The following is a 14,106-nucleotide window of genomic DNA, read 5'->3' as shown; positions in this document are numbered from 1 at the left end:
CAGTTGCCTAAATGTATCCATATTTGAAACAAACTGGACACAATTTTCGGGGCCATACTCGGACATGTAAATACAGCATGAATGGATGCCAGCATGAGCAGCAGCACTCAAAAGTATACCTCGGGGCTCGTGTTTCTCGGGATGAGAACATTTGACATCGTGACCATCGGCAATCGGGCCTGCGCCACGTTGGACCGGCTGGATGAACACGTAAACGGGCTTGCGATCCTTTCGGACGACGAAGTCGTTGCCCGCACAGAGAATTTCGAACTTCGTATCGAAAACAAGCCGGATTACCTTATTCCCACGCTGGAGCGACCCGCCGCGCATTTTCTTGCCCTCACCCTGACACGGTCAGACATGGGCACCCCCGAGGACACGCAGGCAAGCCTGTCGATCATGGCGCATGTGCTGCGTATCCTGCACCGTGCCCTGTCCCCCGATTTTGTCGAGTGGACCGATCCACAGATCCTGCTCAGCAGCGCCGATTTCCAGTTGGCCACAACCCTGCCCGACGAAGACGCGACCAAAGAGGAACAGCCCCTTGAGATCGCCGTCGCCCCGTCCAGGGTCGTACCGCGCCGCCATGTCCTGCCTGAAATCGAGGAAACCAACCTTATGCTTCAGGCGCGCCTGTCGCGTGGCCATCGCGGCGAACGCGCCCTGCGCATGGTCTTTCTCGAAGATCAGCCGACGGCCCCGGAACCACAGGAAGACATCCGCGAAAAAACGGCGCCGCTGCGGCTGTCGGTCTGGATGATGACCATCACGCTTGGGTTGTTTGCCCTGCCGATGGCAGCCGCCCTCGTGGTTATCAATCTGCTGCGCGGCGAAAACCTGCGGCTTACGTCACAGACGGCGGCGCTGACCGGGACGTTCATCACACTTCAGACATTTGGCACCACCGCCCAGGCGATGACCGTGGTCCAGGGTATTCTGGGTTAGACGATGGCGCCCCCCCCGGCGCCGGCTTTGTAAGCGCCCGGCAATCGGATAGACTTGTGTGAGGTCATGCTTCAAGGAGTGTTCCGATGTTGCAGAGGTACAAATTCCGGTCCGTTCTGGCAGGTCTGAGCCTGTCGCTTTGCCTTGCAGGCGCTGCGGATGCGGCCCCTTGCGGCAATACGGCGGACGGGTTTGCGGGCTGGAAAGCCGCCTTTGCGAAAGAGGCCGCGCGCGAAGGGGTCAGACAGCGCGGGTTGAATGCACTGGCGGATGCCACCTATGCCAGCAGCACCATCGCGGCGGATCGCAATCAGAAAAGCTTTCGCTACTCGCTCGACAAGTTCATGCAGGTGCGCGGCGCCAACACCATTGTGGCCCAGGGCCGCAAGCGCAAGGCACGCGACGCGGCCTTTTACGCCTCGCTTGAAAACCGTTTCGGCGTTCCGGCCGGTGTATTGCTTGCCATTCATGGCATGGAAACCGGCTTTGGCGGCTTCATGGGCGACAGCGCCGTTGTTTCGGCGATTGTCACCCTGACCTATGATTGCCGCCGCTCTGATTTCTTTCGCCCGCATGCCATCGGCGCGCTTCGACTGGTCGATAACGGCAGCATCACCGCCCGGACCAAAGGCGCCAAACACGGCGAGTTGGGCCATACCCAGTTTCTGCCGGGCAATGCCCTGACCTACGGGGTGGATGGCACCGGCGACGGGCGGGTTGATTTCTATAACCTGACCGATGCCATGGCCTCGACCGCCAATTTCCTGCGCCAGAAAGGCTGGCAGCCCGGCAAGGGATACCTCGAAGGCCAACCCAATTTCGCCGTCATCCAGCAATGGAATGCCGCAAGTGTCTATCAAAAGGCGATCGCGATCATGGCGGCCCGGATCGACGGCGGCTATACGCCCCGTCGTCGCGTGAAGACACCTGACCCGGTTTGATCGTTTCCCCTTGTTCCCCGAAAGATTAACGGGCCAGATCATGAGCAGGCAGACCCACGGCCAAGTCACCGCACGCGCAAAACGCGCAGGAGGCTGAGCAGGTTCTGCCCGTCGGCGCGGCGCTTTTGACTTATACCGTCTTGCGCGAGGCCACACCGCCGGTCACCTGAAGGCGCTCGTCGATCACGAAGGTATGGATCGAAAACACGACCGCCTGTGTCCTTGGCAGGCGCAGAACGCATTGCCGCTCTGATCTGAGATAGGGATAATCCGCCCCGCCCGTCGCGCTTGGCTGAACACGCGTGCGCGGCTGATGCAGGGCCGGGTCGGCGTAGCGCAGGGCATTGAACCGCCAGAGCGGGCGATCCACCTGAACCCCGTCGAAAAGACGCTGCACGCGCCGCGCAATGCCCGCGTCATAGCTCGGCACCGGCACATGGATCGTGCTAAGCGGGCGGGCGATCTTGTCGGCCAGGCGCCAGCTTGCGGGAAAGCACAGAACCGCAGCACTCAGGACATGCTCATCGCCCTGCTTCTGCAAAACGCACAGATCCTCCTGCACCAGATGCCCCAGCGTGCCCATCGGATCGTCGCGATCCACCTTTACCCGCTCGCCGTCGGGGCGCGTCACCAGATCGGCGGCAACCGCATAGCCCGGTGCATGCGCGTCCAGCCAGGCGAGCACATACTCCAGCAACTCCTGTGCCGCCGCCGCGCCCTCGGGCGTCACCGCAAGCACATACTCGCGCTGTTCGTCCAACAGCCGCGCCCGCTCGCGCATCTGCGCGGCGAAGGCTTCATCCACCATGAGCCAGTCCGACAAGGGCACCGGCGCGATCCCCGGCAAGGGCCGCCCGGCGGCCGCGTCGTAGGGCAGGTTTGTTTGTAAAATTCCGGTCATGGCGCGACCTTAGCCAAGTCATTTCCCGCCCGCATCCCAAAATTGCACTTCGCCTGCACCCTTTGCCGCACAAGCGCCGGGTTGCCGCGCGCAGCGTCACGCACTACAAGCGCGACGAACCCCGTTTTCACAGATATTTGCAAGGATCGCCGATGATTCCCCGCTATTCCCGCCCCGACATGGTCGCCATCTGGTCCCCCGAAACCAAATTCCGTATCTGGTACGAGATCGAGGCCCATGCCTGCGATGCCATGGCCGATCTCGGAGTCATCCCGCGCGCCAATGCCGAGGCTGTCTGGAAGGCCAAGGATGTCACCTTTGACGTGGCCCGCATCGACGAGATCGAGGCCGTGACCAAGCATGACGTGATTGCCTTCCTCACCCACCTGGCCGAACATGTCGGCAGCGACGAGGCGCGCTTTGTGCATCAGGGCATGACAAGTTCGGACGTGCTCGACACCTGCTTCAACGTTCAGCTAACCCGCGCCGCCGATATCCTGATCGCGGATATGCAAGGCCTTCTGGCGGCCCTGAAACGCCGGGCGCTGGAACATAAAGACACGGTGCGCATCGGGCGCAGCCACGGTATCCACGCCGAGCCGACAACCATGGGCCTGACATTCGCCCGGTTTTACGCCGAGATGGACCGCAACCTGCGCCGCCTCAAGACCGCGCGCGAAGAGATTGCCACCGGCGCGATCTCGGGCGCGGTCGGCACATTCGCCAATATCGACCCCTCGGTCGAGGAACATGTCTGCGCCAAACTCGGCCTGAGCCCCGAACCGATCAGCACCCAGGTGATCCCGCGCGACCGGCACGCGGCGTTCTTCGCCACCCTCGGCGTCGTCGCCAGCTCGATCGAGAACATCGCCATCGAAGTCCGCCACATGCAGCGCACCGAGGTGCTTGAGGCCGAAGAATTCTTCTCTGCCGGTCAAAAGGGCTCTTCCGCGATGCCGCACAAACGCAACCCGGTGCTGACCGAAAACCTGACCGGCCTGGCCCGGCTGGTGCGCATGTCGGTCCTGCCGGCGCTGGAAAATGTCGCCCTCTGGCACGAGCGCGACATCTCGCATTCCTCGGTCGAACGCGCCATCGGCCCCGACACCACCGTGACGCTTGATTTCGCCCTGGCGCGGCTGACAAATGTCGTTGAAAAGCTGGTGATCTATCCCGACAACATGCTGGCCAACATGAACAAGTTCCGCGGCCTGGTGATGAGCCAGCGCGTGCTTCTGGCCCTGACACAGGCCGGGGTCTCGCGCGAGGATGCCTATAAACTGGTCCAGCGCAACGCCATGAAGGTCTGGGAACAGGGCAAGGACTTCAAAACCGAACTTCTGGCCGACGCCGACGTCCTCAAGGCGCTGAGCGCCGAACAGATCGAGGAAAAGTTCGACCTTGGCTATCATACCAAACATGTCGACACGATCTTTGCCCGCGTCTTCGGCGGCTGATAGAAACCCGGCTTGGACGGGGCGTCACGATCTGCCCCGTCTGCCTTTCTTCTTGCCCAAAATATCCCGGGGGAGTCCGGGAAAATTCATTGAATTTTCCTGGACGGGGGCAGCGCCCCCAGCCTGCCCTCAATGGCCCGCAGGCATCCGCTCTTCGACGACCCCCGCCCACCAGCTGCATCCGGCCGGGATAGCGTCGTCGTTGAAATTGTAATCCGGGCTATGCACCATTGCGGTGTCACCATTGCCGATCAGGATATAGGCCCCGGGGCGCTCTTCCAGCATGAAGGCAAAATCCTCGCCACCCATCACGAGCGGCGCCTCATTGCAGGCCCCGCTGATCTTCTGCGCCACGCTGGCGGCAAACTCGGTTTGCTCGGCGTGATTGACCATCACCGGATAGCCCCGATAATAGCTTACCTCGGCACGCCCGCCAAAGCCCGATGCCACACTCTCGACAATCCCCTTGAGCCGCTGCTCGGCAAGGTCGCGCATCTCTGCGCTCATGCTCCGCACCGTTCCCCTGAGGTGAACGCCCTGCGGAATCACGTTGAAGGCATTCGACGAGGTCTGAAACGAGGTGACGGAAACCACCACCTGATCCACCGGATCGGCATTTCGGCTGGCAATGGTCTGAAGCATGGTCACCATATGCGCGGCCATGATAGTGGGGTCGACGGTTTCATGCGGCTTGGCCGCATGCCCGCCCTTGCCGGTCAACGCGATGTCAAACTGGTCGGTCGCGGCGAAAAAACTGCCGGGGCGGATGGCGAATGAGCCAAGCGGCTGGCCCGGCCAATTGTGCATGCCGTACACCTCCTGCACTCCGAAACGCTCCATCAGGCCATCCTCGCACATCTCGCGGGCGCCGGCGCCACCCTCTTCGGCCGGCTGAAAGATCACCACGGCGGTGCCATCGAAATTGCGGGTCTCGGCCAGGTATTGCGCAGCCCCAAGCAACATCGCCGTATGCCCGTCATGGCCGCAGGCATGCATCGCGCCGGGCGTCTTGCTGGCATAGTCCACGCCGGTTGCCTCCTGGATCGGCAGCGCATCCATATCCGCACGCAATCCCACGACCCTGCCCGATCCGGTGCTGTTGCCCTTGATCACGCCGACCACGCCGGTGCGCCCGATGCCGGTCACCACCTCGTCACAGCCAAACGCCCGCAGCTTGTCGGCAACAAGCGCGCTGGTGCGGTGCGTTTCATACAGGATTTCGGGATGTCGATGAATATCGCGCCGCACTGCGGTGATTTCATCGTGCAATTCGGCGAAACGGTTCTTGACGGGCATCGGGCATGGCTCCTGATATGTTCTGGAAGTTGCCCATACCGTGGCGCAATCGCGCTGCTGCGGCAAGGGGGCGCGTCGACCTGTCGGCATTTGCCCATATACATCCGTGCCGAGGTCGGGTATGGCTCGCGGCTTGCGCCCATACGCGCCCCTCCCCCCTACCGAAGCAGACCCAAACCCATGATCATCTCCAGCCTATCCAAAACCCTTGCCGCTCGCGGCTATGACACCCTGACGGCCGTTCAAGAGGCGGTCACGGAACCGGGCCTTGCCACCTCCGACCTTCTGGTGTCGGCGCAAACCGGCTCTGGCAAGACGGTGGGCTTTGGGCTTGCCATCGCGCCGACCCTGCTTGGCGACAGCGAAACCCTGCCCCCGGCCGCCGCGCCGCTGGCGCTTATCGTGGCGCCGACGCGCGAGCTTGCCTTTCAGGTGATGCGCGAACTGAGCTGGCTTTACGCCGAGGCCGGTGCGCGGGTCGCAAGTTGTGTCGGCGGGATGGACATGCGCGACGAACGCCGCACGCTGGACCGGGGCGCACATATCGTTGTCGGCACGCCGGGGCGGCTTTGCGACCATATCAAGCGCGGCTCGCTCGATATGACATCGCTGCGCGCCGTCGTGCTGGACGAGGCCGACGAGATGCTCGACCTAGGGTTTCGCGAAGATCTTGAATTCATGCTCGCCGCCGCCCCCGAGGACCGGCGCACGCTTATGTTCTCGGCCACCGTGCCGCCGATGATCGCCAAGCTTGCCCAACAGTTTCAACGCGACGCGGTGCGCGTCTCGACACAGTCGGGCACCAAGCAGCACGCCGATATCACCTATCAGGCGCTGCGTGTCGCCCCGCAGGATGCCGAGAACGCGGTGATCAACCTGCTGCGTTATCATGATGCCCAAAATGCCATCGTCTTTGCCAATACCCGTGCCACCGTGGCGCGGTTGACCGCGCGCTTTGCCAATCGCGGCTTCTCGGTCGTCTCGCTGTCAGGCGAGCTAAGCCAGTCCGAACGCACCCATGCGCTTCAGGCGATGCGCGATGGGCGCGCGCGGGTCTGCGTGGCCACCGATGTGGCCGCGCGCGGGATCGACCTGCCCAACCTGGAACTGGTCATTCACGCCGAACTGCCCAGCAACTCCGAAGCGCTGTTGCACCGCTCGGGCCGCACCGGGCGCGCCGGTCGCAAGGGAATTTCCGCACTGATTGTCCCCGCCAAGACTGCGAAAAAGGCCGAACGGCTATTGAAATTCGCCAAGATCACCGCAGAATGGACGACCCCGCCAACGCCCGAAGACATCGAGGCGCGCGATCATGAACGGCTGTTGTCCGATCCGGTCTGGTCAGAAGAACCCACTCCTGCCGAGGCCGCCTTTGCCGAACAACTTTTGGCCCAGCACAGCCCCGAACGGATCGCGGCGGCCTACCTGCGGCTTTACCAGTCAAGCTGGTCGGCACCGGAAGAACTGAGCCCGCCCGACAGCCGCCCGCCCGCCAAAGACCACAAACCCTTCGGCCCAAGCGCCTGGTTTGCCCTGTCGGTCGGCGCCAATGACCGCGCCGAGGCCCGCTGGCTGCTGCCGCTCTTGTGCCGCGCGGGCAATCTGGACAAGGACTGCATCGGCGCGATCCGGGTTCAGCCGACCGAGACATTTGTTGAACTGACCGAGGCAAGCGCGCCGGGATTCTGGAACGCAATCGGTCCCGAAGGCAAGCTTGAGGATGGCGTGAGCGTGCGCCGGATCGAAGGGGCCCCTGATCTGGGAGGCCGCTCTGCCCCCCGTGCACCGCGCGACGACCTCGCCCCGCGCCGCGATGCGCGCCCTTCGCGCGACAACGACAGCGATAGCGCGCGCTACAAGCCAAGGCCCGAGGCCGCGCCAGAACCGAAACCCGCCTATCAGAAACCGGCCGCCGAGAAAAAACCCTATGACAAACCGCGGCAGGACAAACCGCGCTTTGACAAACCGAAACCGACCCCGATGACCAAGGCCGTCGAAGACGGTGCCGTCACCCCGCTCCGCAAGACCGGCGGTGACAAGCCGCATAAGGCGCCCAAGAAGGTCTGGGATAACAAACCCGCAGGCGCGCCCAAAGGCAAACCCGGTGGCAAACCCTATGGCAAGACAGCTGGAAAACCGGGCGGGAAACCATTCGGCAAGCCCTCAGGTAAACCGGCGGGCAAGCCCTTTGCCAAAAGCGATGACCGCCCGTCAGAACCCGTCAAGCCCAGACACACCCCCGCCGCAGACGCGAGTCGGCGTTTCACCCCGCCGGGGATGACAGGGAAGCCGGGCAAGCCCGGCGGCGGCAAGCCGTTTGGCAAAGGTTCGGGTGGCAAAAGTCCGGGCGGCAAAGGTCCGGGGAAAAAGCCCACAGGCAAAACCGGTGCCCCCAAGGGCCGCCCCGGATTTGGCGGAACCACCCCGCCGAAGCGCAATAAGCCCTAAGCGCCGCTTGCCCGTATCCAGCATAAGCTATCCGGGCGAGAGATTGCGCGCGATGACTGAGCCGTGCATCCGCAGCCGCTGAATATGCCGATCCCGCCGGACGCCTCCGGCGGGAGTATTTAGGGAATGGTGAAAGCCAGGGGCGTTTCAGAGGTCGCGGCGCGCGAAACCGCCGGGGCCGAAGCTTGCCGATATCTGTGCCACCTCGATCCGCATGCCAGCCTCTGGCCCATCCGCCAGACGCTCCGCGGCGGCATAGGTCCAAGCCGGGCTGGACAGGATCACTTCGCGCAGGATCACGGCGCCGCGCATCACCCGCAGAAGATAGCGTTCGCTTTCCTCGCCAAGCGGCACCTCGGGGGTGTCCCAGCGATCACCCCCGATCCGGGTGCGCCTGATCCAGGACACTGCGAGATCGCCGCCCGGTGCCTCGGCCATACGAAGGTGGACCGGCGCATAGGGCCGCAGCCCAAGCCCGTCAAAGGCGATCACCGCATGCCCGAAGGCCGGATCATCCACCGGTCGCCCCGCCGGGCCAATCCGGTAATGGCGCGCCAGCCCGCGCTGCGCCTCACCAAGGCCGATCTGTTGCGGCACTCCGTTCAGCCGTACCAGGTAGGAGCCTTGCGGCCAGGTTTCAGCCCCCGCCGCTTCACTTCCCAATTGGCCACGCAGGCGATTGCGCAGGATGTAGGTGCCGGGGGCGACAAGTTCGGCATCGCGAAACTGGAACAGCTCCCATTTATCGGGGGTGCCGTCGCCGATGGCGCAGAGGTTGCCACCCGACAGCAGGGCCTCGTCGGTGATGCTTTCCAGCGTGCCATGCAGCATCCGCACGAAAACCCCCTCGCCCCGGTCAATCACCCCCGTACCGATCGGGACAAGCGGCGACTGGGTAAGGCCGATGGTACTGCGCGCGGCAATGAGTGAATCCAGCCGGTAATCGGCATCCTGATCCGAGGCGTAGAGCGCCGCCGAGCCCGGCCATGGATCGGCCATGACCGCGATATGGGGCGCGTGCGGCACCTCTTCGCCGGAAAGCAACGGCAGGTCGAGAAAGAGCGGCGCCACCGGGCTTGACGCCGTGAAGGGGCGAAGCCGCGCAGGAACATCCTCAATCAGGATCGGGCGATAGCTTTCCGGCTCGATGCGTACCGCATCAATGCGCTGTGCATTGCCCATCTGATCGACACGGTCGATGCGAAAGCGCCCGCCGCCCTCGGATTGCGGCAGGGTCAGCACATCTCCCGCCCCTGCGCACAGGTGCGACGGCGGCAGGGTCAGGCGCAGCGTATCAATCGACACGCGCGCCTCGGACAGCCAGCGTTCGACCACCTGACGTCCCTCGGCGCGGGTCATCGCAAGCGGCATTTCCGAAGTTGCCACTGCATGGGTCACGTCATCGGGAAGGATCGCCTCTTCCGAAATCGCCTCGTAATCGCCATCCGCCTCAACAAAGCGCAGGCGCACCCGACCGGCAAGCTCGATATCGCTGCCGCGCGTTTCTTCGATGACACCGCCAAGTTCGCCGTCGCGCACCACGAGATCAAGGTCAATCGCATGATCCGCCTTGCCGTCGCGCAGGCGAAACCGAAGCTGCCCCGCGCGCTCGATCGCATCGAACCCATAGCGCAGCATCAGAGGTTGCAAGGACCCGCGCGCATCGGACACCTGATCGACAAGATAGCCGCGCAGATAGCCATGCAGCGAATGCGTATCGAGATCGCGCAACCCGGCGCGCGCGGCAATTTCCTCGACCACCGAAGCCAGCCGATGCGCGCTTGCGCGTCCGGTGATCCAATGCCCGCGCGCATAATTCGCCCCATCCGACCACTGCCCGGTATTGGCCGGGAAAAACGGATAAGGCCGCGCATCCCAGGCCCAGACATAGGCGTGATCCATGTCGATCATCCGCCCATCATATTCCTCGGAAAGCGGATTTTGCGCCGCATCGCCCCAATAGCCGACCATGGCCCGCAGGTATTGCAGCTGAATAAGCTCATCGCGCTGCCCGGTGGAATGGTGGGGCAGGCTTGATTCCGACGATTTCGGATCGACGAATTTGTTCGGTTCATTGGTGCCCTTGTCGACCGCCGCACAGCCGTATTCGGTAAAGCGGATCGGCTTGGATTGCGCCACCCATGCGGTCGGCTCGGCACGGCGTTCGCCGTCGATCCGTTCGTGATGGGGATTCATCCACCAATTGCGGATGTCCTTGAACCGCCAGATCCAGGCCTCGTCATAAGGGTCATCCGTGATCGGCGTCCGGATTTGCGCAGCGCGCGCCTCGGGCGAGTGATAGAACCAGTCATAGCCCTCGCCGCCCTCGATATTGGATTGCAGATAGTCCAGATCGTAGATCCTGCGCCAATCAGCATCCAGATGATCGTCACCCTCGCGCCAATCCGACAGCGGCATGTAATTGTCGATCCCGACAAAGTCGATGTTGGCGTTGGCCCAGAGCGGATCAAGGTGAAAAAACCGGTCGCCATTGCCCGGCTGATAGCCGAAATATTCGGACCAGTCTGCGGCATAGCCAATCTTCACACCCGGCCCCAACAGCGCGCGCACCTCGCCCGCCAGATCAATCAGCTGTGCCACCGCCGGAAAGCTGTTGCCCGCCCCTCTGATCTGGGTCAGCGCACGCATTTCCGAGCCGATGCAAAAGCTCTCGACGCCACCCACTGCCGCACAGAGCGCCGCCTGATGCAGGATAAAGCGGCGATAGGACCACTCGTCGGGGCCATGATAGCTGACCGGGCTGACCTTGACCGACCCGCCAAAACTCAGAAGATCAAGCACGCCCGTACCGGGGGTGGATTGCGCCAGCGCATTGACCGGCGTCACCGCGAAATCAGTGGCGCGCGCACTGCCAAAAAACGCCGCCACTTCGGCCTCGGCGCCAGCAGTGCCATCGCTGCTGCCGGGCTGCCCTGGGGCCTTGGCCGTGGTGATGCGCCCGCGCCAGGGCAAAACCGCCTGTTCCCCGCCGTCGCCATAGGGGTCGGGAAGGCCATTGCCGGGCATCTGCTCCATCAGGATGAACGGGTAATACAGCACGTCCTGCCCCGCCTGTTGCAGCGCAAGGATTGCCTCGATCACCGATTGGTCACTTGGGGTTCCGCCATACACTTCGCGGTCCTGGCCGTCGCGCGGTACGGTGCCTGCTGCGGTGCGGGTCAGGCTGGACACCTGCCAGGGCATGTTCGACGCGTCAAACTGCTTTTGCTCGACGCGCGGGCGAATGCGACATGTGCCACAGCGCAGGTCGTCGCCGAACCAGCTTACCACAAGCGACGTCGCCCGACAGGCAGGCAACTCGCCGGTGAGCGCCTCGAGCGAGGTGGCGAAATCGGATTTTTCCGAAGGCGTGTTGATATTGGCAAGCCCCGCCGAGCCGGGGCCGAAATTCATCTTCACAGGCGTGGTGGCCAGCACATATTCACCCGAGCCCGGCAACATGGCAACGCCACGCACCGCATGAACCGGATCAAGCTCGGCGCCGGGCGTCGTGGCCTGAGAGGGACGACAGACCTCAAAGCTGAACTGCGGCACGCGGTTACCAAAAGCCCCTATATCGAGATCCTCGATCACAACATAAGCGGTGCCGCGATAGGCGGGTACATTACCGGCACCCTCAACCGCCTCGACCTTGGGATCGGGCAGCTGATCGCGCGTGCCGCGATAGACCCGCATGTTAAGGCTGTCTCGAGCGATCTCGGTCCCATCAGCCCAGATCCGCGCCAGATGCGAAATCTCGCCCTCGCAAAGTGCCAGGGCAAGGCTGACCGAATAGCTGATCTGCCGGGTGGTCGGCGTCGCGGGGCGCGGCGTTCCCTTGCCTCCGCCACGGCTGCCGGGGGTCACGCTTACCTCTTCGCGAAACTCGGTCGCCCAGATCAGCTGACCGGCGACGCGCATGCGGCCGTAAACCTGCGCAATCGCATCGCCCTCGCCCGCGCCGGTCAGCCGCAGACGGCTGACCCGCCCGCTTTCAACCACGTCAGAGCCCTGCCCCAACAGCCGCTGATCAATCGAGCGGCCGATCACGGCCCCGGCGAAACGCCCGATCGCAACCGACGAAATCCCCAAGGCTGTCCCCCCGACAGCCCCGCCGATTGCTGCCCCCGCAGCGGATAACAGAATGGTCGCCATCGCTTAGCCCTCCTTCGGGAATTCGAACCGGGCCACGATACGCCGCCGCCAAGGCGCGCTCAGCGGGCTTTCGACCACGCCATGACCCGAATAGGCGTGAATGAATGTGGCCTGCGCACCGACATGGCCCGCTACCCCGAGATGTTTGGCGACAGACCCGTCACGCATCCGAAACAAAAGAACATCGCCGGGCGCCTCACCGGCGATCGGCTTGGGGCGCAGATGCCGCTTGGCCGCCTCCCAAAGCGCCTCGATGCGCGCAGGCTCTGACCAGTCCATAGAATAGGCCGGCGGGCGCTCTGGCTCGGCGCCAAGCACCTCTCGCCAAAGTCCCCGGATCAGCCCGAGACAATCACACCCGGCACCCTTACAAGCCGCCTGATGCAGATAGGGCGTGCCGATCCATCCCCGCGCCGCCGCGACGATACGCTCTCCCTGACCGCTCATACCCGTCTGCTCCCGCCATCAAGGCGCGGCGAACGGGTAGGGTCGGAGATCGTCCAGTCATCGCCGGGAATATCTGGGAAGCCCTGAAAATTCAGAAGGTTGTTGAACTTGAACTGACAGGTCGCCATGCGCTTGTCGCACCCCGCCTCGATCCGAAGCAGATCGCCGGTGATCACTTCGGCCCCCAAAGGGTGCCAAAGCTCGATCACCCGCGCATCCCCTTCAACGAGGTCACGCTTGATCAGCCCCTGAAGGCCGCTTGCCGCACCGCTCTGAACCTTCAGAACCCCATGGCGAAACCAATCCGGCGCAAACCCGGCCAAATCCGCAAAGCGAAAGACCCGCCGGTCCGTGACCTCTTCGGCGGCCCGTTCGCTGACATATCCGGGGGTGGCAAGGTCAAAGGCGCACGCGCGATCCCCCAGAACCGCAGTGCAGCTTTTCTGATAAACCCGCCCAAGCGGCACGTTCAACGCCTCGGTCAGACCACGCAGCTCGGCCTCGAACGCACCGCCCGCACGCTTGATTTCGCCAATCGTGCCGCGAAACTGCAACTGACGGGCGGCCACTTCGGTCCAGTTCACAAGCCAGGCGCGCACCTCGGCCCGGCCTCGATCTCATCCTCGCGGATCGCCGCATCGCTGAGCGCGCCCAAGGCTTCGGTATTATCCACGGAAAGCCCGGTCGATTGCTGCAAGGCAAGCGCGCTCAGCCCGGTCTCGGGGCGAAAGGTGATCCCTTCAAACGTCAAAGCGTTGTCGTGATCGGTAAACCCCAGAACAAACCCGTCGCGCCGCGACAAGGCCCAACACCGACAGGTGGTCGTCACCCCGGTGCCAAGATGCGCCTCAAGCGCCCTGTTCAGCCCGCTCATATCCGGATCTCCACCACCGGCACATTCGGCACCTCACCCGCCTGAAAGCTGGCAAGGCTGGTCTGAATGCGGTCGGTGTCAAAGCGCACCGGCACGTCAAATTCATAACCCGCTGTCACCTGCACGCCGACATTGGGCGGCTCGGCAAAGCGCACGATCCCTGTGGTTGGATCGACCTCGTAATGCACGCCGTCCTGCAATTCATTGTTTGAAAGCCCGACGCGCACGCTTCCCTCTACCGGCTTGCGGATCTGGCGGGCATAGCTTTGCTCGCCCGACCGGTAGGTCTTGAACAGCGGGAACGCGACCGTGACATCGTCGCCCACACCGATCACCTGATCCCGGTAATCGGGATCAGCCTTCGCGCGGCCCGACTTGTAATCGGTCCAGTCCTTCCAGCGAAACCCGAAAAGTTGCCCGCGCCGCGCCTCGAAAAACGCGATTAGCGCCTCGATGTCGTCAAGCCCGCGCAACGACACCCCCGCGTCATAACGGCGGCGCGATTGCGCCCAGGGGGTGTTGCGCTCTTCAAAGCCGTTTGCCAGCGTCACCACATCGGTCAGCCGCTCAGGTCCGCCAAGCGACCCGAAACTCAGGCTGGCCGGAAAGCGTATTTCATGAAATCCCATCTGCCCTGTTCCT

The 14,106-nt window shown here is 63.4% G+C and carries 9 protein-coding genes and 1 pseudogene; 4 read left to right on the top strand and 6 right to left on the bottom strand.

Annotated elements, in window-relative coordinates:
• The first annotated feature begins 93 nt into the window (after positions 1 to 93).
• Together QZ522_RS06140 and QZ522_RS06135 are read left to right on the top strand one after the other, a co-directional pair.
• Positions 94 to 945: a hypothetical protein gene (locus QZ522_RS06140; RefSeq protein ID WP_294608720.1), complete on the top strand. Its 852-nt coding sequence runs from the start codon at positions 94 to 96 to the stop codon at positions 943 to 945.
• A gap of 86 nt (positions 946 to 1,031) precedes the next feature.
• Positions 1,032 to 1,886 carry a lytic murein transglycosylase gene (locus tag QZ522_RS06135; protein WP_294608719.1) on the top strand — a complete coding sequence of 285 codons (855 nt, stop codon included), beginning with the start codon at positions 1,032 to 1,034 and terminating at the stop codon, positions 1,884 to 1,886.
• Between the two features lie 130 nt (positions 1,887 to 2,016).
• Here QZ522_RS06135 and QZ522_RS06130 read toward each other — a convergent pair whose 3' ends face one another.
• A complete protein-coding gene (locus QZ522_RS06130; RefSeq protein ID WP_294608718.1) occupies positions 2,017 to 2,787 on the bottom strand; it encodes a DUF3445 domain-containing protein in 771 nt (256 codons plus the stop codon).
• A 152-nt stretch (positions 2,788 to 2,939) separates the two neighbouring features.
• Between QZ522_RS06130 and purB the strand changes: the two genes are divergently transcribed.
• Positions 2,940 to 4,244, top strand: a complete 1,305-nt coding sequence (gene purB, locus QZ522_RS06125; protein ID WP_294608717.1) for an adenylosuccinate lyase — start codon at positions 2,940 to 2,942, stop codon at positions 4,242 to 4,244.
• 129 nt (positions 4,245 to 4,373) lie between these two features.
• Here the strand turns inward: purB and QZ522_RS06120 are convergent, their stop codons facing one another.
• Positions 4,374 to 5,540 carry a M20 aminoacylase family protein gene (locus tag QZ522_RS06120; protein WP_294608716.1) on the bottom strand — a complete coding sequence of 389 codons (1,167 nt, stop codon included), beginning with the start codon at positions 5,538 to 5,540 and terminating at the stop codon, positions 4,374 to 4,376.
• Between the two features lie 180 nt (positions 5,541 to 5,720).
• Here QZ522_RS06120 and QZ522_RS06115 point away from each other — a divergent pair, with 180 nt between their 5' ends.
• On the top strand, positions 5,721 to 7,988 hold the full coding sequence (locus QZ522_RS06115; RefSeq protein ID WP_294608715.1) for a DEAD/DEAH box helicase: 2,268 nt from the start codon (positions 5,721 to 5,723) through the stop codon (positions 7,986 to 7,988).
• Between the two features lie 147 nt (positions 7,989 to 8,135).
• Here the strand turns inward: QZ522_RS06115 and QZ522_RS06110 are convergent, their stop codons facing one another.
• The 4 genes and pseudogenes from QZ522_RS06110 to QZ522_RS06095 form a co-directional block, all read right to left on the bottom strand.
• On the bottom strand, positions 8,136 to 12,143 hold the full coding sequence (locus QZ522_RS06110; RefSeq protein WP_294608714.1) for a glycoside hydrolase/phage tail family protein: 4,008 nt from the start codon (positions 12,141 to 12,143) through the stop codon (positions 8,136 to 8,138).
• Positions 12,144 to 12,146: 3 nt separating this feature from the next.
• Complete coding sequence (locus tag QZ522_RS06105; protein WP_294608713.1) at positions 12,147 to 12,590, bottom strand: NlpC/P60 family protein; 444 nt, start codon at positions 12,588 to 12,590, stop codon at positions 12,147 to 12,149.
• Positions 12,587 to 13,464: pseudogene (locus QZ522_RS06100) on the bottom strand (DUF2163 domain-containing protein). The gene QZ522_RS06105 and the pseudogene QZ522_RS06100 overlap by 4 nt, the downstream one beginning before the upstream one ends.
• Positions 13,461 to 14,093: a DUF2460 domain-containing protein gene (locus QZ522_RS06095; RefSeq protein ID WP_294608712.1), complete on the bottom strand. Its 633-nt coding sequence runs from the start codon at positions 14,091 to 14,093 to the stop codon at positions 13,461 to 13,463. The pseudogene QZ522_RS06100 and the gene QZ522_RS06095 overlap by 4 nt, the downstream one beginning before the upstream one ends.
• Positions 14,094 to 14,106: the final 13 nt, after the last annotated feature.

This window comes from uncultured Roseovarius sp. (assembly GCF_913054395.1).
Classification (GTDB): domain Bacteria; phylum Pseudomonadota; class Alphaproteobacteria; order Rhodobacterales; family Rhodobacteraceae; genus Roseovarius.
The sequence above is the reverse complement of the archived record's forward strand: the minus strand, read 5'-3'. Positions and strand labels throughout refer to the sequence as shown.